16 protein-coding genes and 1 pseudogene are annotated in these 20,184 nt (G+C 44.7%); 2 read left to right on the top strand and 15 right to left on the bottom strand.

The features are described 5' to 3' along the window. Both RZO55_RS07810 and RZO55_RS07805 read right to left on the bottom strand, forming a co-directional pair. Positions 1 to 655: pseudogene (locus RZO55_RS07810) on the bottom strand (hypothetical protein); the annotation flags it as partial. 88 nt (positions 656 to 743) lie between these two features. After that, positions 744 to 2,126, bottom strand: a complete 1,383-nt coding sequence (locus RZO55_RS07805) for an ABC transporter substrate-binding protein (RefSeq protein WP_318063714.1) — start codon at positions 2,124 to 2,126, stop codon at positions 744 to 746. Between the two features lie 231 nt (positions 2,127 to 2,357). Here RZO55_RS07805 and RZO55_RS07800 point away from each other — a divergent pair, with 231 nt between their 5' ends. Further along, positions 2,358 to 3,224, top strand: a complete 867-nt coding sequence (locus RZO55_RS07800) for a helix-turn-helix domain-containing protein (RefSeq protein WP_318063713.1) — start codon at positions 2,358 to 2,360, stop codon at positions 3,222 to 3,224. Positions 3,225 to 3,262: 38 nt separating this feature from the next. Here the strand turns inward: RZO55_RS07800 and RZO55_RS07795 are convergent, their stop codons facing one another. Beyond that, the gene (locus tag RZO55_RS07795) at positions 3,263 to 4,399 is read right to left on the bottom strand and encodes a glycoside hydrolase family 88/105 protein (RefSeq protein ID WP_318063712.1); all 1,137 of its coding nucleotides are present in this window, start codon (positions 4,397 to 4,399) and stop codon (positions 3,263 to 3,265) included. Positions 4,400 to 4,628: 229 nt separating this feature from the next. Between RZO55_RS07795 and RZO55_RS07790 the strand changes: the two genes are divergently transcribed. Continuing rightward, the gene (locus RZO55_RS07790; protein ID WP_318063711.1) at positions 4,629 to 5,465 is read left to right on the top strand and encodes an alpha/beta hydrolase; all 837 of its coding nucleotides are present in this window, start codon (positions 4,629 to 4,631) and stop codon (positions 5,463 to 5,465) included. Between the two features lie 73 nt (positions 5,466 to 5,538). On the opposite strand, the gene pfkA is transcribed toward RZO55_RS07790, so the two are convergent. The 12 genes from pfkA to RZO55_RS07730 form a co-directional block, all read right to left on the bottom strand. Continuing rightward, positions 5,539 to 6,513 (bottom strand): 6-phosphofructokinase, encoded by a 975-nt coding sequence (gene pfkA, locus RZO55_RS07785; protein ID WP_318063710.1) that lies wholly within the window; start codon positions 6,511 to 6,513, stop codon positions 5,539 to 5,541. A gap of 64 nt (positions 6,514 to 6,577) precedes the next feature. Continuing rightward, on the bottom strand, positions 6,578 to 10,060 hold the full coding sequence (locus RZO55_RS07780) for a DNA polymerase III subunit alpha (protein WP_318063709.1): 3,483 nt from the start codon (positions 10,058 to 10,060) through the stop codon (positions 6,578 to 6,580). A gap of 480 nt (positions 10,061 to 10,540) precedes the next feature. Then, entirely contained in the window at positions 10,541 to 10,798 is a 258-nt protein-coding gene (locus tag RZO55_RS07775) for an HPr family phosphocarrier protein (protein WP_318063708.1), read from the bottom strand. 11 nt (positions 10,799 to 10,809) lie between these two features. Beyond that, the gene (gene whiA, locus RZO55_RS07770) at positions 10,810 to 11,796 is read right to left on the bottom strand and encodes a DNA-binding protein WhiA (protein ID WP_318063707.1); all 987 of its coding nucleotides are present in this window, start codon (positions 11,794 to 11,796) and stop codon (positions 10,810 to 10,812) included. Between the two features lie 2 nt (positions 11,797 to 11,798). Then, the gene (gene rapZ / locus RZO55_RS07765; protein WP_318063706.1) at positions 11,799 to 12,680 is read right to left on the bottom strand and encodes an RNase adapter RapZ; all 882 of its coding nucleotides are present in this window, start codon (positions 12,678 to 12,680) and stop codon (positions 11,799 to 11,801) included. Positions 12,681 to 12,699: 19 nt separating this feature from the next. Beyond that, positions 12,700 to 13,611 carry a UDP-N-acetylmuramate dehydrogenase gene (gene murB, locus RZO55_RS07760; RefSeq protein WP_318063705.1) on the bottom strand — a complete coding sequence of 304 codons (912 nt, stop codon included), beginning with the start codon at positions 13,609 to 13,611 and terminating at the stop codon, positions 12,700 to 12,702. 8 nt (positions 13,612 to 13,619) lie between these two features. Further along, on the bottom strand, positions 13,620 to 14,552 hold the full coding sequence (gene hprK, locus RZO55_RS07755) for an HPr(Ser) kinase/phosphatase (protein ID WP_318063704.1): 933 nt from the start codon (positions 14,550 to 14,552) through the stop codon (positions 13,620 to 13,622). Between the two features lie 70 nt (positions 14,553 to 14,622). Further along, positions 14,623 to 16,494: an excinuclease ABC subunit UvrC gene (gene uvrC / locus RZO55_RS07750; protein ID WP_318063703.1), complete on the bottom strand. Its 1,872-nt coding sequence runs from the start codon at positions 16,492 to 16,494 to the stop codon at positions 14,623 to 14,625. 10 nt (positions 16,495 to 16,504) lie between these two features. Then, positions 16,505 to 17,041 (bottom strand): DUF1653 domain-containing protein, encoded by a 537-nt coding sequence (locus RZO55_RS07745; RefSeq protein WP_318063702.1) that lies wholly within the window; start codon positions 17,039 to 17,041, stop codon positions 16,505 to 16,507. A gap of 8 nt (positions 17,042 to 17,049) precedes the next feature. Then, positions 17,050 to 18,543, bottom strand: a complete 1,494-nt coding sequence (locus tag RZO55_RS07740; RefSeq protein WP_336624276.1) for a putative glycoside hydrolase — start codon at positions 18,541 to 18,543, stop codon at positions 17,050 to 17,052. A gap of 125 nt (positions 18,544 to 18,668) precedes the next feature. Continuing rightward, the gene (locus RZO55_RS07735; RefSeq protein ID WP_318063701.1) at positions 18,669 to 19,247 is read right to left on the bottom strand and encodes a DNA-3-methyladenine glycosylase I; all 579 of its coding nucleotides are present in this window, start codon (positions 19,245 to 19,247) and stop codon (positions 18,669 to 18,671) included. Then, positions 19,247 to 20,119, bottom strand: a complete 873-nt coding sequence (locus tag RZO55_RS07730; RefSeq protein WP_318063700.1) for a methionyl aminopeptidase — start codon at positions 20,117 to 20,119, stop codon at positions 19,247 to 19,249. Before RZO55_RS07730 ends, RZO55_RS07735 begins: the two co-directional genes overlap by 1 nt. Positions 20,120 to 20,184: the final 65 nt, after the last annotated feature.

The following is a 20,184-nucleotide window of genomic DNA, read 5'->3' as shown; positions in this document are numbered from 1 at the left end:
AATTAAAAATTATATGCTGCGCACAGATCATCTCATATAAATCTGTATCTGTTTTATTATCAATCCCCGAAATAGTTTCCCATACAAGTTCCCCGAAATTACCGTATTTTTCTTTCTGCAGCACTCCAATGTTACATGCTTTCAAAATGGAATAACCAATTTCTATCATTTCAGAAGAATGGGGGAGGTCTTTCATCTTCTCCTTGATTATAACCTTAAATAAATCCCTTAATTCCCTATAATATTCATAGATCTCTTCTGACATCTGAGCAATCGTATCAATCAGTAATACCATATCTTTACCAATAAACTTCTCTTTATTACGAAACTTTACCACAATATCATTATAATGCTCTTTACTCTTGTATCTCGTATCATACGCTGTTATAAACGGCATGAGCTCCAAAGTCCACTCCGGGGTTTTCATGACATCTTCTATCTTATGTCTGTATTTCTCATGACCAGTTTGGTCCAAAGCGAAAAAATAAGCGGGATAATCCTGTTCCGGCAGACTTACTGCCATCCCTTGTGCAGTCTCCAGTCTGCTTAGATGAGCCATTACATATTCTTTGTACTCATCTTCTCCAGTCGCACCATACATTTGTACTGCTCCCATAAGCTGATATGGTTTTAATGTCTCATTTTTGCAATCCATGACGTTTTGTCTGCCCTTTTCTTTATGGGAGCCGCCATAGAACTATGGCGGCTCTTATGAAAATATCTTATCTTAATTTGAAAGAAAATTAGTTCTCAAGTGTATCAGTAACACCCTTAACCAGTTCTTTTGCTGCTGCTGCAGAATCCAGTTCTTTTGAGCTTAACTTACCAAATACTTTGTAGTAAACACCATCTGGATTAGCCTTTAAGTCATTGTGCTCAAATTTGCTGTCCAGAGTGAACTTGCTGTAGTTCATAACCTTTGTGTTTGCTTCAATGGTAAGAGGATCACCAAGCTTGTTATCCTGAAGAATCTTTAAGCCCTTAGCAGAGCATGGGATACCTCTCTGAGTGGAACAGATCTTAACGCCTTCTTCATCATTTAACAGGAAGTTGATCAGCATAGCTGCTTCCTTCGGATGCTCGGAGCTTGCAGCAACTGCAAATGCCATGGAGATCTTTGTAAATCCGCCGTTGTTGTCGCCCATCTTAATGAATTCTCCAACTACGAATTCCTGACCAGGTTTGTTAACGCTGCCTTCAAGAGCTTTTTTGAACTTGGAAGCTGAGGAATCCCACTCAAAGATACCAGCATATTTGCCGTCAATCCATTTTGCATTCTTATCAAGAGAATCAGCCATATCACCGCTGATAGTAGCCAGAGTCGGAATTACATGTTTCTCTTCCAGTCCTGTAATAAAGTCCATACCGTCTTTAATTTCATCTTCGGAATAGTTAATTGCGCCATCCTCTACCCAGTTCTTGCCGTACTTGGATTCCAGGTAGTAAACCATAAGGATCATGCGGTCATATTCGCCAAGTGCCAGCGGATACATCTCAGGATCTTTTGCCTTAAATGCTTCTCCTGCCTTGTATAAGGAATCAAGATCAGTAGGAAGTGCAGCACCAACCTCATCAAAAGCGGTCTTGTTCCAGTAGAACAGACGGCCGGTTAAAGAAATCGGAACTGCCATTAATTTGTTATCTACCTTGCAAAGATCCAGGCTTTCTGGTGAAAACTGTGTTAAATCAAGAACGCTTGAGTAATCCTCCAGGTTTGCGAAAGATTTTCCGCCCTGGCTATAAGACTCAATCCAGTTCCAGTTAACCTGCATAACATCAGCAGCGTTGCCGCCTAAAATATTTAAGGACTGTTTCTCCTCCCATCCGGTCCATGCGCCGTACTCAGGAGTTACAGTAATGTTCGGATATTTAGCCATGAAAGCTTTGATTGCTTCTTCTGTAGCAGCATGTCTGGAATCGCCGCCCCACCAGGAAAACTTAAGTTCTACCGGCTCTCCGGAAGTCGTGTCAGTTTCTGCTGCTGTTTCTCCTGCTGCAGCGGCAGTTGTTTCTGCAGGTGCAGCAGTGGTTGTCTCAGCAGTGTTCTTGCTTGACCCACAGGCAGATAGAGACATTGCCATAACAGTCGCTAACCCCATTGCTGTCCACTGTTTGATTTTTCTCATCTTTTTCTCTCCTTTTTTTCTCCCTCATAAATGAGTTCTTTAAAGCTCCATGTAAATGTTTCCGCATTTTTATATAAAATGTTGTACTTTTGCGTAAGCGCTTACACTCCACTTTTTTAATATTATAACATCTATTAGCGTATAATTCATTTCAAATACAGCTCAAAATATTGCATATTTTGACATCCTGTGCTATTATTTTAGTACTAATAGCCAAGGAGAATGCAAATAATGAAAGTACTTACTTCATATTCGGACGGAATTGACCGCTGTTTTGACAGCCATTATTTTTCTATTGCCCATCTGCATAAGGAAAGCACGGTTTTAAGCATGCACAGCCATCACTGCTGCGAATTTTACTTTTCCATCAGCGGCGGTAGGACTTTCCTGATTGAAGAAAACAATTACCGCATAGAACCTGGCGATTTATTCATGATTAACCCCCGGGAGAAGCACCAGATCCTTCAGATGGAATCTTCCATCCCTCATGAACGGTATGCTGTTTTTATTGATCCGGATTACTTAAAATCGATTTCCACCGAGCATACGGATTTAACCTACTGTTTTACACACCGCCCGGGTGGCTTTTCCCACCGGGTCCATTTAAGCCAGGGACAGCAGCGGAGGTTCACCTATTATTTTAATAAACTGGCAGCAGAGGACGGCTTTGGCCATGATGTGGAAGAACGATCAGCTTTTGCAGAATTTATGGTATTTTTAACGAAATGTGCAACAGACGCAGCACTGGGCGAACAATCAGAAGAACAGAGACAGTATTTTAACAGCAAAGTCGCAGATATCATCACTTATATCCATCACAACATTGATTCCTCCTTAAGTATTGGAGAGATCGCAGCCCATTTTTATTTAAGCACCTCTTATCTTTGCAGACTTTTTAAAAAGGGGACAGGAACTACGATTAATTCCTACATCACAACCAGGAGAATCGAGCTGGCACAGACGCTGCTGGCAGGTGGATACAGTGTAAACGAAGTCTACAGCATGTGCGGCTTTAATGATTACAGCAACTTTTTTAAAGCTTTTACAAAGAAGACGGGAATTTCCCCCAAGAAATTTGCACAGAACAGTTTAAGTTAAAAAGGGAATGAGGCCAGCTCCGCCTCATTCCCCTTTTCTTACAGCTGGTACTGCCAGCCGCACCGTTTCATCTCAGTATATGCAAGAAGGAACGGACCTACGCCCTTGGCATCGTCTTTTACCACAGGCTCAGACATATAATAATCAAAGGTTCCGCTTCTCCTGTCTTTTCCTCCCAGTCCGGCTACCAGGCAGATTCCGCCTAAGCTCATATTTCCTTCTTCTATATGAAGATAGGTCCGGCAGATTCCCTCAAACGCTTTTTTTCCGTATTCTGCATAAGATTTTGGCAGGTAACCCAAACGAACCCCTTTTAAGATTGCATAGGAAAAGATTGCGCTTCCGCTGGTTTCCAGATAATTTTTATCCATGCCGCCTAAGTTGACCACCTGATACCACATACCGGTTGGATCCTGATATTTTAACATGGAATCAATCAGTGAACGGAACGCTTCTTTCATCTGAAGTAAGGAATCCTGTTCCTTATGATCATCCTTATCCATGGTATCTAAAAGCGCCATGGCATACCAGCCCAGTGCCCTCAGCCAGAAATTCTGGGAAAGTCCTGTCACTTTATCGCACCAGAACATCTCTCTGGAGGAATCGTAGGCGTGATAGTAAAGTCCGGTTTCAGAATCCTTCATATCCTTTGCTACATTGGCAAACTGGCTGTAAATATCTTCGCAGTTTTTTCTGTTATTGAACCGTACCTCATATTCCATATAAAACGGCTGGCACATATAAAGACCATCAAGCCAGACCTGATTGGGGTAAATATTTTTGTGCCAGAAATTCCCTTCTTCTGTTCTGGGCATTCTCTCAATCTGGCTGTAAACCAGGTCAATCGCCTTTCGGTACTTCTCCTTGCCGGTCAGGTCATACAGTTCAAACAAGGTTTTTCCTGCATTAACATTATCAATATTCAGTTCTTCTACATCGTATCCGTCAATGGACCCGTCTTCCTTTACACGGTAATCAATAAATGTATCTGCAAACTCCAGATAGTTAGAATCCTTCGTGATAGAATACATCTCCAGAATCGCCTTGATCATACAGCCGTCAATATAATTCCAGCCGGACTTCTCTCCCTGGAGAATCTTCTCAATGTTCCATACCGGGCAGTCCGGTGTGCTTTTTTCCATCAGTTCTTTGATATACCTTTCAATTGCATCCATGTTCTTTTCCTCTCTTTATACATGTATCTTCTGTTTCCCAGATTCCGCTTCCCTCCATGTACATCTGTGAAACTTATTTTTTATCATAGCATGGTTTTTCCTCCTTGTCACGAATCAGATTATCTGGCGGGGCATTCCTGCCCGACTGCAAAATTAAAGTGTTGAATAAAAAGGGCATCGGTGATAAGATGGCAAAGTATAATCTGATACCAAAAAGGAGTGCAAATCTATGAATCAGTTTAGAGAACAAATCAGCATTACAGAAGACCAGGCAGGAAAAAAGAAATCAAAAGCCAAAGCGTACTTAAACGCCTATCTCCTAGATTCAATTTCTGTCTCTCCAAACCGCAGGCGTCCGGCAGTCATCATCTGTCCGGGCGGCGGCTACGGGCACTTATCTGACAGAGAAGGAGAACCGGTGGCGATGCAGTTTTTATCCATGGGCTGCCATGCATTCGTTCTTCACTATAGCATTGCTCCGGATGTATTTCCATATCCGCAGATGGAACTGGCTTCTGCTGTTTCTCTGGTCCGTTCCCATGCGAAAGAATGGCTGGTTGATCCGGAAAAAATCATTGTCTGCGGCTTCTCAGCGGGTGGTCATCTAGCCTGCAGTTTAGGGGCATTCTGGAATCAGGAATTTTTATATAAACCGTTGGAGTTAACTCCAGATGATATCAAACCGAACGGCATGATTCTGGCGTATCCGGTGATTTCCTCCGGTCCCTGCTGCCACGAGGGTTCTTTCCTTAATTTATTGGGAGCAGATGCAGAAGATGAAACCCTGCGCAGCCTGGTCTCTCTTGAACATCAGGTGGGAGCCCATACACCGCCTGTCTTTTTATGGCACACCTCAACCGATGATGCGGTACCGGTAAAAAACAGCTACTTACTGGCAGATGCACTGACGGATCACGGTGTCAGTGTGGAGATGCACATCTATCCTGCTGGCTGCCACGGACTGTCTTTGGCTAACAGTGAAGTTTCCGGCGACGATGGCCGGTGTATCGTGCCCCAGTGCCAGAACTGGATCTCATTAGCTAAAACCTGGCTGGAATATCTGTAAACGGCAAAACAGGCGGGACTGCCGGAGTCTGACTCCTTCGGCTGTCCCGCCCTTTTATGCATCTTTGTCTATATTAACGAACCAGCATCTTGCTGATCTGAAACTGATCTTCCGGAATATCCTTGGTCATCGCCAATGCTTCCTGGATGTCGAAATCAACAAATTCACCGTGCTTATAACCAACAACACGGTTGCTCTTGCCATCACAAAGCAGTTCCACTGCTCTGGATCCCATAATGGAAGCGTAAACACGGTCCTTACACGTAGGTGCTCCGCCTCTCTGCATGTGGCCCAGAATGGTAGCTCTCGTCTCAATGCCGGTAGCTGCCTCAATTCTCTTTGCCATAGAAGAGGAATGACCGATTCCTTCTGCATTGATGATGATATGATGCTTCTTACCGCGCTTTCTGTTCTCGATGATGCGGTTAATTAATGCCTGCTCATCTCCGTCATACCGCTCTGGTAAAAGGATATCCTCTGCTCCATTGGCAAAACCGCACCACAAAGCAATATATCCGGCATTTCTTCCCATTACTTCAATAATGCTGCAGCGTTCATGGGAGGTAGATGTATCACGGACCTTATCAATGGCTTCCATGGCAGTATTCACTGCTGTATCAAAACCAATGGTATAATCCGTACATGCAATATCCAAATCAATTGTTCCAGGAAGTCCGATGGTGTTGATTCCAAGTGCAGAAAGCTTACCGGCACCGCGGAATGATCCGTCTCCGCCGATGACTACGATACCGTCAATGTTATGTTTTTTACAGATCTCAGCACCTTTTTTCTGGCCTGCTGCTGTAGTAAATTCCTGACATCTTGCTGTATAAAGAATGGTTCCGCCCCTATGAATGATTTCCGATACACTGGTACTGTTCATATCGACAATCTCTTCCTGCAGAAGGCCCGCGTATCCCCTCATAATCCCCTTTACTATCAATCCCTTATGGATCGCAGTTCTGACAACAGCACGGATCGCAGCATTCATACCTGGTGCGTCGCCGCCGCTGGTTAATACGCCGATGGTTTTCACTTGTTTTGCCATAGTAACTTCCTCCTGATTCACGGATCTCTGTTTTGTAAGTTTTACATTTCGTACATGTTGTATTCTAATTCATTTTCCCAATCTTTTCAAGTTTTTTTTCTACAAGCCTGACATTTTTTTCACCAAGTTTTTTGGTTAAAATATCCACAAGACCGTCTGAGGCATCTACATTCCAGTTGGATGGGAGCACCTTTTTCGCACGCTCACTCTCCAGATAGATGATTACGGAATCATTGCCTTCGGATTCTCTTAGCTGTTCAAGGATGTCCCGCTCCCCGGCAGCATACGTCTCTTTATCAGGGAATTTCAGCCACAGCTCTTTGGGAATTTCAGAAAACGGAATCACCCGCTCACAGATCAGCTTGCCCACCGGATCATCTCCAATAGAGGCTCTTCCCTGAATAAACACTTTGGAGTCCTCCGTAAACAGCTCTCGTTTACTTTCATAGTCCTTTGGAAATACAATCACTTCTACGGAACCAACAAGATCTTCCAGCATGATAAATGCCATCATCTTGTTGTTTCTGGTAGTTTTTACGGTTTTGGCGGTAATCATACCACCTACTGTAACATGAGCTCCGTCCTGGACATTGGTTTTCTGGGTTTCCTCATCTACAATGAAATCCACAGTCACAGCCGTAATGTGGTTTTTCCATGTTGCCTCATATGCCTCCAGCGGATGGCCGCTTACATAGATTCCAAGCGTCTCTTTTTCAAAGGCAAGCATGTCCTCCTTCTGAAACTCTCCAACATCAGGAAAGGTGATCTGATAGTTGCTTTTCTCTTCCTCACCGGCAAGATCAAACAGGGTGATCTGCCCTTCCATGGTATTCTTGCGTTCCTTACTCCTCTGGTCAAGAAGCTCCGGAGCTATGAAAAGTTTCTGCTTTCTCGTACCAGGAAGTGTATCCAGCGCTCCTGATTTGATGAAATTCTCCAGCGTCCGCTTGTTCACCTCTTTGTTGCTCATACGGTCAATAAAATCTTCTATATCATGATAGAGTCCATTCCGTACCCGCTCTGCCACAATCATCTCCACAACGGATTTTCCCACGCTTTTAATTGCGGACAGTCCGTACCGTATGGACTGTCCTGAAACGGAGAATCCGCTTTCTCCTTCATTGATATCCGGCGGAAGTATGGGAATTCCCATCTGCCTGCAGCTTAAGATATATTCCGAGACCTTAGACACATTGTCCATAACAGAAGTAAGTAATGCAGCCATATACTCCTGAGGGTAATAGTATTTTAAAAATGCTGTCTGATAGGATACCAATGCATAAGCAGCAGCATGGGATTTATTAAAGGCATATTTGGCGAAATCAATCATCTCATCGTAGATCTGATTGGCAACCTTTTCGTCAATTCCATTGGAGATACAGCCGGTTACGCCTTCTTCGGGATTCCCGTATACAAAATTCTGGCGTTCCTTCTCCATAACGTAGGTTTTCTTCTTAGACATGGCACGGCGCACCAGGTCGCTTCGTCCCATGGTGTACCCGGCCAGATCGCGGACAATCTGCATAACCTGTTCCTGATATACGATACATCCGTGAGTAGGACCCAATATGTGCTCCAGCTGAGGACAGTCATAGGTGATGGAATTCCGGTCATTCTTGCCTTTTAAGTATTTGGGAATAAAATCCATGGGACCTGGCCGGTAGAGGGAAATACCCGCAATAATATCCTCCAGGCTCTCCGGCTTTAATTCCTTCATGAAACTCTTCATTCCGGAACTCTCCAGCTGGAATACGCCGTCATCCTTTCCGGTTCCGATGGAATCCAGCACTGCCTTATCATTGTAATCAATCTGGTCCATATCAAGGATTATATCCCGGTTCTTCTCCACTGCCAGAACCGCATTCTGGATCACGGTTAAGGTTCGCAGTCCCAGGAAGTCCATCTTTAAAAGCCCCAGTTCCTCTAATGTGGTCATGGTAAACTGGGTAGTGATGGTTCCGTCTGCCGCTCTTGACAGGGGAACGTATTCGTCAACGGAATTCCGGCTGATCACAACTCCAGCCGCATGCATGGAAGTGTGCCTTGGCAGCCCCTCCAGACGCATGGACATATCAATTAAGTATTTTACCTCCGGATCCTCGTTATAAGCATTACGCAGGTCAGGGCTTTGTTTTAACGCCTTTTCCAGTGTCATGCCAAGATCACCCGGAATCATCTTTGCAATGGCATCACAGCGGGCGTAAGGCATATCCAGAACTCTTCCTACGTCTCTTACCACACCCTTCGCAGCCAGGGTACCAAAGGTAACAATCTGAACCACCTGATCCTTACCATACTTTTCTACCACATAGTCAATGACTTCCTGACGCCGCTCATAGCAGAAGTCCACGTCTATATCAGGCATGGAAACACGTTCCGGATTCAGGAAACGTTCAAAGAGAAGGTTATAACGTATGGGATCAATGTCCGTAATCCCAAGACAGTAGGAAACAATACTTCCGGCTGCAGAGCCTCTGCCCGGTCCTACCATAATATCTTTGGATCTGGCATAATGAATGAAATCCCACACAATCAGGAAGTAATCCACATACCCCATAGTATGAATGACTTCAAGCTCATAGGAGAGACGCTCCCGTAAAGTCCCGTCATCCTCCGGATAGTGGTTCTCAAAGCCCTCTGTACACAATTTGTTTAGATAGCTCCACGAATCAAAGCCTTCCGGGACATCGTACTTCGGCAGTTTGGTGACTCCGAACTCAATCTCCACATTACACCGCTCTGCGATCTTATGGGTGTTCTCTACAGCCTGGACTGCATAGGAGAAAAGCTTCTTCATCTCCTCTTCTGACTTGCAGTAATACTGTCCGCCCTCATAACGCATACGGTTCTCATCTGCCACTTTCTTACCGGTCTGTATACACAAAAGAATGTCGTGGGGCGTGGCATCTTCTGCATAAGTATAGTGGATATCGTTGGTCGCCACCAGCTCAATTCCAGTCTCCGAGCTCATCCGGACCAGGCCCTGATTCACTGTTTTCTGCATGGGTATACCATGATCCTGCAGCTCAAGGAAAAAGTTACCCTCTCCGAATATCTCCTGATACTTAAGAGCGGTTTCCTTCCCCTTTTCATACTGGCCTCTGCCGATATAACGCTGCACCTCTCCTGCCAGACAGGCACTCAGAGCAATCACCCCTTCATGATATTCCCGTAACACCTCATAATCCACTCTTGGTTTATAATAAAATCCATCGACAAAACCTTTGGAAACAATCTTCATTAAATTCTGATAGCCCTGATTATTCTCAGCCAGAAGAACCAGATGGTAATACCGGTCTTCGCCGCCTGCAAGCTCTCTGTCAAATCTGGAACCGGATGTCACGTACACCTCACAGCCGATTATGGGTTTGATGCCCGCATCCTTCGCGGCCCTGTAAAAATCAATCACACCATACATGACGCCATGGTCTGTGATTGCCATACTATCCATCCCAAGTTCCTTCGCTCTGGCTGTCAGCTCCTTAATCTTGCAGGACCCATCAAGCAGACTGTACTCTGTATGGACATGCAAATGTGTAAATGCCATCTGTCTTATCTCCTTCTATCCTCATTTCTCTTATTATAACATAAAAAGGCAGCTTCTGAAAATATTTTATACTACCATTTACCTCTGCACAGCATTTATATAATCTATCATATACACATGGTATCCGGGGCATAGATTATTACTTTTTCCTCCCTCTACCCCGTTTCTCCAACTTTCCGACCTTCTCTATCACTATTGGGGACATATCAGCTATCTTCACCTTATTTATGCCCCACCGTTCTTTAGCTGCGGGGCATAGGTGAAATCTTTTTCCTGCATATGCCCCATTTCTTCAATTTCATGATCCCTTCTATGCTATTTGGGGCATATCACCCGTTAGGTCTCTGCATATGCCCCAAAATAAGGATCACTGGAATTCACTTTTTCAATTCAGCAATTAAAAAAGAAGATATAAGAGGCGGAGCTTCCATTGTCAGACAATGGCAGTCTCCGCCTCAAAACACATTATTATCCAAAATATTATTCCTGATTGCTTAAGTATTTCTCAATCTCACCGACTGCAATTTCTTCATCGGCTCCGTCTGCAGTAATTGTGATCTGCTCTCCAGCTGCAAGACCGAGAGTCATCATTCCCATAATACTTTTGGCATTCACTCTTTTTGATTCAATTTCAACATAAATATTGCTTTCATACTGGCTGGCAACCTGAACCAGCATAGCAACTGGTCTCGCTTCCAAGCCTGATGCAAGTTCCACGGTGACTGTTTTTCTTACCATAATTATCCTCCTCATTCCTCTGAACGGATCTGTTCCGCTCCGCTGCCCACGCCTGTCCCGCGCAGCCGCCCTGCTAAATCACAAAGCTTTCTAAGTCGGTGGTTCACTCCTGATTTACCAACAGGAGGGTCCAGAGCTTCTCCAAGCTCTTTTAATGTTGCGTCCGGTCTTTCCAGTCTCTCTCTGGCAATCTCCCTTAAGTTGTCCGGAAGATCCTTAAGTCCGATTGTATCTTTGATATATTCTATATCTTCTATCTGCTTTACGGCAGCTGATACCGTTTTATTAATATTAGCAGTTTCACAGTTAACCTGCCTGTTTACGCTGTTGCGCATGTCCTTTAATATTCTGATGTTCTCCAGCTCCATTAAAGTAATCGGAGCCTCCATAACATTTAAAATATCAACAATCTGGCTGCCCTCCTTGATATAGACTACAAAATACCGCTTTCTCTTTACGATCTTTGCGTCAAGCTCAAAGGTTGCAATAATAGACTTTAACTGCTCTGCTTTTTCTTCTGTAGTACATACGATTTCATAATGATAGAACTTCTCCGGATCACTGATCGATCCTGATGAAAGGAATGCCCCGCGTATAAATGCTCTCCTGCAGCAGGACTGCTGGATCACCACGTTCTTCACTACATTTAAATTCTCTCCTACTTCCCCGTTCTCGTCAAGGAGCTTTGTTGCATGAAGTACCCGAATGGCATCCTCGTGTTCCCGGATTGTCACTGTAAACGTACGGTTTCTGTTTAAGTAGGCATTTCTTCTAATAGAGACATCAGTACTAATATTAAATGTTTTTTTCAATAATGTAAAGTACTTTCTTGCAACTGCCACATTTTCTGTATGAATTTTAATTGTATAGCGGTCTTCTTCCGATATGATTATCTTACCGCAAAGGCTGATGATCGCAGCCATTTCTGCGATCTGACAATGCCTTGCCGGGCTGATCTGCCTGGAAAGCTCTTCTTTTAGTTTAGAAGAAAACGACATACCTAGACCACCTTTTTTCCTGTATTATCCTTATCAATATCCCGATGTTCGATTTTAATACCAAATTCTGCTCTTGATCTAAATTTTTCATAAACCGCTTTTGCGATGGTTACGGAACGATGCTTACCTCCTGTACAGCCGATGGCAATCACCAGCTGGTTCTTTCCCTCCAGAACATAGTTGGGAAGAAGAAATTCCAGCATATCATAAAGCTTGTTCAAAAACAGATCAGCGGTTCCATGCTGCATCACATAGTCCCGCACTGCTTTTTCTTCCCCTGTCCTGTTTTTCAGCTCATCCACATAATAGGGATTGGGCAGAAATCTCACATCAAACACCAGATCAGCATCGGATGGAATTCCATATTTAAAACCGAAGGAAAGAATGGTAATGTATAGATTCCGGTAAGATTCATGCTTCATAAAAATCTTTTCCAGTTCCTGCCTCAGTTCTTTTGTGAGAAGCTTGCTGGTATCGATGATATAATCCGCTTCTTCCTTTAAGAAAGCAAGCTTCCCACGTTCTTTTTTTATTCCGCTGTCAATTCTTCCGCCTGCTGCAAGGGGATGGGCTCTTCTGGTTTCCTTATACCGCTTAATTAGTATTTCATCTCCGGCATCCAGGAAAAGAATCTCAAACGGCACACGGTTTCTGGACCATTCATCAAAGATCCTGTTTAAAACCGATAAGTCTTCCCCGCTTCTGATGTCAATTCCCAGTGCGGCGTTCTGGATTCCCTGAGGATTCTTTAAGGTCAGCTCTGCAAATGTCTCAATAAGCGGTATGGGAAGATTATCCACACAATAAAATCCCATATCCTCCAACATCTTGAGCGCCTGTGTCTTCCCCGCACCTGACATGCCTGTCACAATTACAAGCCTCACTGTTTACTCCTTTGCTCCGTTAAAACTTCCCCAGTGTCTTTACTTCCATCTCAAGCATCACTCCGGAATTTTTGTATACCCTGCTTTTTACTTCTTCGCACAGGGCTATAATATCCGCAGCAGTAGCCTGATCCTTATTGATCACAAATCCGCAGTGCTTCTCTGAAACCTGAGCACCTCCTACGGAGAATCCCCGAAGCCCGGCATCTTCAATCAGCTTCCCGGCATAATGTCCTTCCGGGCGCTTAAAGGTACTACCTGCACTGGGAAATTCCAGAGGCTGTTTTTCTTTTCTTCTGCGTGCCAGTTCATCCATACGGTTTTTGATAGAAACCGGATCGCCTTCTTTTAACCGAAGAAATGCTTCTGACACCACATACTGGTTTGGTATAATGCAGCTGGTCCGGTAACCCAGAGAAAGCTCGCAGGCAGGGATTTCTTTGATCTGTCCATCCCCTGTAACCACTCTTACGCTGCGCAGTACCTCTTTCATCTCCGAACCATATGCACCGGCATTCATGACTACGGCTCCCCCCAGTGTTCCCGGAATTCCGGCAGCGAACTCAAAGCCTGTCAGTGATGCCTTATATGCTTCCTGTGCAATTCTCGCCAGAGAAAGACCTGCTCCGGCTTTTATCATCCCTGTCTCCTGATTTACATCACAGACATTAAAGCTGTCCATAGAGATAACCACCCCGTCAAAACCCTGATCCCCCACCAGAAGATTACTTCCGTTGCCTAATATAAAATAAGGCACTTTTTCCTGTCTGCAGATCTTAATAACTGCAGCAAGCTCGTGTTCATCTCCAGGAGTAACAAAGCAGTCTGCCGGTCCCCCAACCCGGAAAGAGGTATGCCTGCGCATCTCTTCTCCTGCTTTTATATGGTTTTTATCGGTCGCACCAAGAAGTTTTTCATAAATTCCAGTCATCAGACACCTCAATCATCCTGTTTTCTAGAAAGGTTTGCCTGTACGCGGTTATATAATTCCTGCGCCGCGTTGTACCCCATCTTCTTCTGTCTGTAATTGACGGCAGCTGATTCAACGATAATGGCCAGATTACGGCCCGGACGTACAGGAATGGAATGGCATACCACCTGATTTCCTAAAAACTCCGTATAATTGTCCTCAATTCCCAGTCTGTCGTACTCTTTATCCTTATCCCAGTCTTCCAGCTTAATAACCATATCTATGGACTGAGTGTCCTTTACGCTTTCCACACCGAACAATGTCTTCACATCAATAATTCCGATTCCGCGTAATTCAATAAAATGCCTTGTGATTTCCGGTGCACTTCCAATTAAGGTATCGTCACTCACCTTGCGGATCTCTACCACGTCATCCGTTACAAGACGATGTCCCCTTTTAATTAACTCCAGTGCCGCTTCGCTTTTACCGATGCCGCTCTCTCCCATAATCAGCACACCTTCACCAAATACGTCAACTAAAACGCCGTGAATACTGATACAGGGTGCCAGCTTCACCTTCAGCCATCGGATAACTTCTGCCATCAGATCAGAGGTGGTCTTATCCGAAACAAGGCATGGGATTCCATAATGGTTGCAGAGTGCCAGCAAATCCTCATCCGGACTCTGACTGCGGCTGTATACCAGGCACGGAATCTGATAGGAGAGCAGCTTGTCGTACATCTCCATCTTTCTTTCATGATTCATCTGGTGGATATATTCCTGCTCTACATATCCGATTATCTGAACCCGTTCATTATCAAAGTGATCGAAAAAACCGGCCAGCTGAAGAGCCGGACGGTTTACATCCGGGTGGCTGAGCACAATTTTCTCCGCATCGATCTCCGGGGTCATATTCCGGAGATTCATTTTTTCAATCAGATCTGTGATTGCTACTCCATGCATGGTGAAATGCTCCTTTTCATCTGTTTTTTTTCATACTAACACAGATTTTATGTTTTGAAAAGCTGTGGGACTAATTATGAAAGAATTCATACACGCTTTTAGCAGAGCGGGAATTCATACCTTCCGTTGCTTCCAGTTCCTCAAGCGTAGCCTCTCTCACTGCTTCCAGACCCTTAAACCGGCGCATTAAAGCCTTTCTTCTGCCAGGTCCGATATTGGGAATATCATCGAGTATGGATTTTACCTGCCCTTTGCTTCTTAAACTTCTGTGATATTCTATGGCAAACCGGTGGGCTTCATCCTGAATTCGTGTGATCAGTTTAAACCCTTCCGAATGCCGGTCAATGGGAATTTCCACATTGTTATAGTACAGCCCCCTGGTCCGGTGATTGTCATCTTTTACCATTCCACATACAGGAATGACAAGCCCCAGCCGCTCCAACGCCTCCAGGGCGATGTTCACCTGCCCTTTTCCTCCATCCATCATGATCAAGTCAGGGAAACGGGTAAAGCTTCCTAATTCTTCTTCAACACCCTTTTCCCTTAAGCTTTCTGCTTCCTGTAAACCGTGGGAAAATCTTCTGGTCAGGACCTCATTCATGGAAGCGTAATCGTTGGCTCCCTTTACCCACTTAATCTTGAATTTCCTGTAATCATTGCGTTTGGGTCTGCCGTTTTCATACACGATCATGGACCCTACCGACTCAAAACCGCTTATATTGGAAATATCAAATGCCTCAATCCGTTTTACATCAGAAAGTCCCAAAAGACTTCCCACTTCATTCATGGCGCCTACCGTGCGAAGCTCTTCCCGTTTGATCTTTTCCTTATCCTGGGAAAGCACCAGAGCCGCATTCTTTTCTGCCAGCTCCATAAGGCGTTCTTTCTGCCCTTTCTTAGGAACCATAAGTTTAACCTTCTGTCCCCGTTTGGCAGACAGCCATTCCCCGATCACGCCATCTTCCTCAAGCTGGGTCTGCACCCATATCTCTCTTGGTACAAAGGGTGTTCCTGAATAGAACTGTTTCACAAAGCTGGTTAAAATCTGACCATTATCTTCTGCCGTGGCTACATTCACATGAAAATGTTCTCTTCCGATCAGTTTCCCTTCACGCACAAAAAAGACCTGGACCACAGCATCTTTTTCATCTTTTGCCATGGCTATTATATCCCGGTCTTCCATACCGCTGTCCGTGATCTTCTGTTTTTGGGCGATCTGTTTTACACTGGTTAACAAATCTCTGTATTCAATGGCTTTTTCATAATCCATCTCATCCGATGCAGCCTGCATCTTTTCTTCCAGCATGGTAATGACCGGAGCGTATTTCCCTCCAAGAAAATCAATCACCTTACTTATGGACACTCCATAATCTTCCTGACTGATATATCCCTGGCAGGGCGCCTGACACTGCTTGATATGATAGTTTAAGCAGGGTCTTTCCTTCCCGATATCTCTGGGAAGATTACGGCTGCAGGTCCTGATCTGATACAGCTTGTGAATCAGCTCAATGGTATCTTTCACCGCTCCTGCACTGGTATAGGGGCCAAAATACCTGCTTTTATCCTTCTTCATATCTCTGGAAAACAGAACCCTGGGAAATTCCTCGTACACGGTAACCTTAATGTAAGGATAAGTCTTATCATCCTTTAACATGGTATTATAACGGGGCCGGTGCTCCTTGATTAAATTGCATTCCAGCACAAGCGCTTCCAGCTCTGAGTCTGTTATAATGTATTCAAAACGGGCGATTCTCGACACCATCTGTTCGATCTTTGCCGTCTTATTTCTGCTGCTTTGAAAATACTGCCTGACCCTGTTCTTTAAGCTGATCGCTTTTCCCACATAGATAATTTCGTCCCGCTTATCGTGCATAATATACACGCCAGGCTGGGACGGCAGTTTTTTCAACTCTTCTTCTATATTAAATTCGATGTGGTCCACCTGGTTCGAATCACCTCAATCTTGTTCCGTCGTATTTGATCTGCAGTTCTAAATAACGCTCCACTGCATAATACTTCTCTTCCGGCTCCGAATCCGCTCTCCCGATATCCATAATCTCGCAGATCGCAAGAAGCTCTTCCGCCGTAAACTTATCTTTTAAGGTCCTTAATACCTCTAACTTCTCATAATACGTCTCTGCGTCAAGAAATGCAAGCAGATTTTTGTTGGGACCGTCATGTTCTTCTTTCGTTGTCTCTTTTTTCGTTGTCTCTTCTTTCTGTTCTTCTTCCGGCTGGCTCTCATCACTGGCTGCCGCTAAGTCAACCCGTTCAAACCGGTATTTCTGAAGAACATCCGGGTATTTTTCATGATCCACCTCACTGGTGAACATGGAGAGAGGACGTACATAAACATCAAAGGTTCCGTACAGAGCCTGATATACCACCATCTTCTCTCTTGTTTCGGAATGAATGGCAACCGCTATCACCTGATACATCTTATCCTTAAAATGTCTGTAGAATTCTCCTGGTCTTGGTGTTCTCTCCATCGCTTTCCTCACTTTTCATTTCTGGAACCGCCTGTGGTCACGATCACAACAGGCGGCTTACTCCTTTTTTTGCTCTTCTGTGACTCTTCCCCAGCCTGGGATTCCTGTGCAGCTGTCTCTTCTGCCGCAACCGATCCCTCCAGACTCTTTTCCGCCTGGCTCTCAACTTTGTACGGTACCGGTTTTGTCTCTGCAGCCGCTTTTGTCTCAACCGCAGTTTTTGCCTCAGCTTCTGCTTTGGCTTCAGCCGCCGCTTTCGATTCTTCTTCCTCCGTCGCTCTCAACCGGGCTATTTTCTCTGCTTCCTCTTTAGCCTCTTCCTCTGACAGCAAGGCATCCCAGGTGTACCGGTTGGAAGCGCTCCAAAGAATCCACTCGTCATAGCCAGCATCGTAAACAGCCTTTATCTGGTCTCTTACTTCCTTTTTCCCGTATGATATGTGATGTTTCAGATAAGAAGCCGTGAAATCCTGAAGCCACGGACGGACAATCGCCTGGCTGGCTCCATCCTTACGGGTCTTTTCCAGATCACTCTTGGAAAGATTTAAAGCTGCACGAATGGTATCGTAAGGTTTTGTGTCCGGATGGTCAATACCGAAATTGCCGTCACCATAATGGGATGGATAAATCATGGGACAGATATAATCAAGATGGTCTGCCATGTCACTGTAAACCTGTCCTACCGCCTGGGCATCCACATTACTTCCTATGATGGTTCCGAACACATCGGCAGAAACCGTAATATTGCGGGCAGAGAGTTTCTCATAGGCATATTGAATAAATTCTGTAATAATATCTGTTTTTGAACGGCCCTTAGTCTCATTTTCGTCAAAGGCTACCTGCTTCATCGAGCTGTCTGTGGAAAACCGGATATAGTCAAACTGAACTTCATCAAAGCCGGCCTCTGATGCGGCTTCTCCCACCTCAACCAGATAATCCCAGACTTCAGGACAATAGGGGTTTACCCAGGCAAGTCCCTGATTATCTCTGTGCAGACTTCCATCTTTATTTTTCAGGCTCCACTCAGGCTTCTGCTCCGCCAGATAAGGATCCCTGAACGCAACTACCCTGGCAATGGTATAGATTCCTCTTTCTTTTAACTGGGCCATCATAGCCGGCATGTCCCGGATATACTTTTTCTCCGCACCGATTTCCTTCACTGTGGGAGCATCGTCCATAGCAAATGTAATTCTGCCGTCATCGTTCTTTACATCAATCACGACAGCGTTGATTTCCGTACCCTTAACCTTATCAAGGATGGCCTGAAAGCCCTCCGATCCCGCCATATATCCAGAGATATAGATTCCTTTTACTTTAACCGGCTTTTTCTGTGGGAGCACTGATGTCCCCACAGTCTCTGCCTGGGTGCTTTCACTGGAATCCTCCGTCACTTCATCACTGGTCTTACCGCTTTCTATTGTCTCGGGTAATTCTTTGTATCTACCGCATCCGGCTGCTACTAATGAGCATACAATTACTGCCAAAAGCCATCGTTTCATCATTTCACTTTCTCTTTCTCTATGGTTTTCAGTGTCTCTTTGTAATAATTATTTAATATTTTACCACATTTTGTAAAATTTTCCAAATAAAAATTTAATATTCCGGATGCAGCAGTGTGATTCGTCTCTTAATAACCAGTTATTTCATAGACCGGCTTCTGCCTGCAGATGCATGACAGCTCGTGGTCATTGACTATTCCCACCGCCTGAAGATAGGAATAGATGGTTACAGATCCCACAAATGACATGCCTCTTTTTTTCATATCCTTTGATATCTGGTCAGACAGGTCTGTTTTTACCGAAAAATTATCATCCTGGTTCACAATGATTTCCCCGTCTGTAAATCCCCATAAATAGTTTGAAAATGATCCGAATTCCTTTTGTATTGCTATGAATATACGGGTGTTCTTTACGGCAGCCTCGACTTTTCTTCTGTTTCTGATAATGCCTGGGTTCTCCATCAGCTCATTTAACTTCTCTTCTTTGTATGCAGAAACCTTTTCCGGATTAAATCCGTCAAAGGCCTCCCGGAACGCTTCCCGTTTTTTTAACACGGTAATCCAGGAAAGCCCTGCCTGAAAGGTTTCTAATAGAAACATCTCATACAGCTTCTGATCGTCGTAAACAGGGACTCCCCATTCCTCATCATGGTATTTCACATAGATGGGGGATGATTCATCCACCCAAAAGCAGCGTTTTTCCTCCATTATCTGGCAAGCACCTCCGGCCCTTCCTCTGTAATTAATATGGTATACTCCCACTGTGCTGACAAACTTCCATCCTTTGTATAGATGGTCCAGCCATCGGTATCATCCTGCACCACATCGGCCTTTCCAGCGTTAACCATAGGCTCAATGGTAAAAATCATTCCCGGAACCAAAAGCATATCCGTACCTCTTGTTCCGATATGGCTGACCCATGGCTCCTCATGAAATTCTACTCCTACCCCATGACCGCCGATCTCTCTCACCACCGTAAAGCCATTGGCATAGATATATTCTGAAATGACCGCACCGATATCTCCTAAGTGTCCCCATGCTCTGGCCTCTTTTAAGGCCAGATCCACGCTTTCTTTTGTGACACGGACCAGTCTTTCGGCTTCCGGGGATACTTCTCCCATGCAGTACATTCTGGAGGCGTCTGCGTAATAGCCGTCCACAATGGTGGTTACATCCACGTTAATAATGTCCCCTTCTTTTAAAATCCGTTTTGGATCAGGGATCCCATGGCAGACCACCTCATTAATAGATGTACAGACGCTTTTGGGATATCCCTCAAAGTTAAGGGGCGCTGGAATTCCGCCCATACGGAGGGTCGTTTCGTGGACCAGAGTATTTAAATCCTCGGTACTGATTCCTGGACGGATCTTCTCTCCTACCAGATCAAGAATCTGATTGTTAACTACGCCTGCGCGGCGTATTCCTTCAATCTGGGCCGGTGTTTTAATCATGGAGTGATCCGGCACCTCCTCCCCCATGATTTCGTAGTTCTCAAGTTTTCTGTCAAACTCCAGATGACAGGCTTTATATTTCTTTCCGCTGCCGCACCAGCACGGATCGTTTCTTCCTATTTTAAACATGATTCTCCTCCTTCTTACTACAACGTTTTAACACGTTTAGAGCGTGTTGTAAAGACTTTCCAGCA

Source organism: Clostridium boliviensis, assembly GCF_033342255.1.
GTDB lineage: Bacteria > Bacillota > Clostridia > Lachnospirales > Lachnospiraceae > Lacrimispora > Lacrimispora boliviensis.
Note: the sequence above shows the minus strand (reverse complement) of the source record. Positions and strands in the feature narration are given on the sequence as shown.

Excerpts from the sequence above, each read along its gene's own strand:
- RZO55_RS07790 (WP_318063711.1), top strand. The coding sequence starts at position 4,629 with ATGAATCAGTTTAGAGAACAAATCAGCATTACAGAAGACCAGGCAGGA.
- RZO55_RS07800 (WP_318063713.1), top strand. The coding sequence starts at position 2,358 with ATGAAAGTACTTACTTCATATTCGGACGGAATTGACCGCTGTTTTGAC.
- murB (WP_318063705.1), bottom strand. The coding sequence starts at position 13,611 with ATGACTGGAATTTATGAAAAACTTCTTGGTGCGACCGATAAAAACCAT.
- hprK (WP_318063704.1), bottom strand. The coding sequence starts at position 14,552 with ATGCATGGAGTAGCAATCACAGATCTGATTGAAAAAATGAATCTCCGG.
- RZO55_RS07740 (WP_336624276.1), bottom strand. The coding sequence starts at position 18,543 with ATGATGAAACGATGGCTTTTGGCAGTAATTGTATGCTCATTAGTAGCA.
- whiA (WP_318063707.1), bottom strand. The coding sequence starts at position 11,796 with ATGTCGTTTTCTTCTAAACTAAAAGAAGAGCTTTCCAGGCAGATCAGC.
- RZO55_RS07780 (WP_318063709.1), bottom strand. The coding sequence starts at position 10,060 with ATGGCATTTACACATTTGCATGTCCATACAGAGTACAGTCTGCTTGAT.
- RZO55_RS07730 (WP_318063700.1), bottom strand. The coding sequence starts at position 20,119 with ATGTTTAAAATAGGAAGAAACGATCCGTGCTGGTGCGGCAGCGGAAAG.
- RZO55_RS07805 (WP_318063714.1), bottom strand. The coding sequence starts at position 2,126 with ATGAGAAAAATCAAACAGTGGACAGCAATGGGGTTAGCGACTGTTATG.
- pfkA (WP_318063710.1), bottom strand. The coding sequence starts at position 6,513 with ATGGCAAAACAAGTGAAAACCATCGGCGTATTAACCAGCGGCGGCGAC.
- RZO55_RS07775 (WP_318063708.1), bottom strand. The coding sequence starts at position 10,798 with ATGGTAAGAAAAACAGTCACCGTGGAACTTGCATCAGGCTTGGAAGCG.
- RZO55_RS07795 (WP_318063712.1), bottom strand. The coding sequence starts at position 4,399 with ATGGATGCAATTGAAAGGTATATCAAAGAACTGATGGAAAAAAGCACA.
- RZO55_RS07745 (WP_318063702.1), bottom strand. The coding sequence starts at position 17,041 with ATGGAGAGAACACCAAGACCAGGAGAATTCTACAGACATTTTAAGGAT.
- RZO55_RS07735 (WP_318063701.1), bottom strand. The coding sequence starts at position 19,247 with ATGGAGGAAAAACGCTGCTTTTGGGTGGATGAATCATCCCCCATCTAT.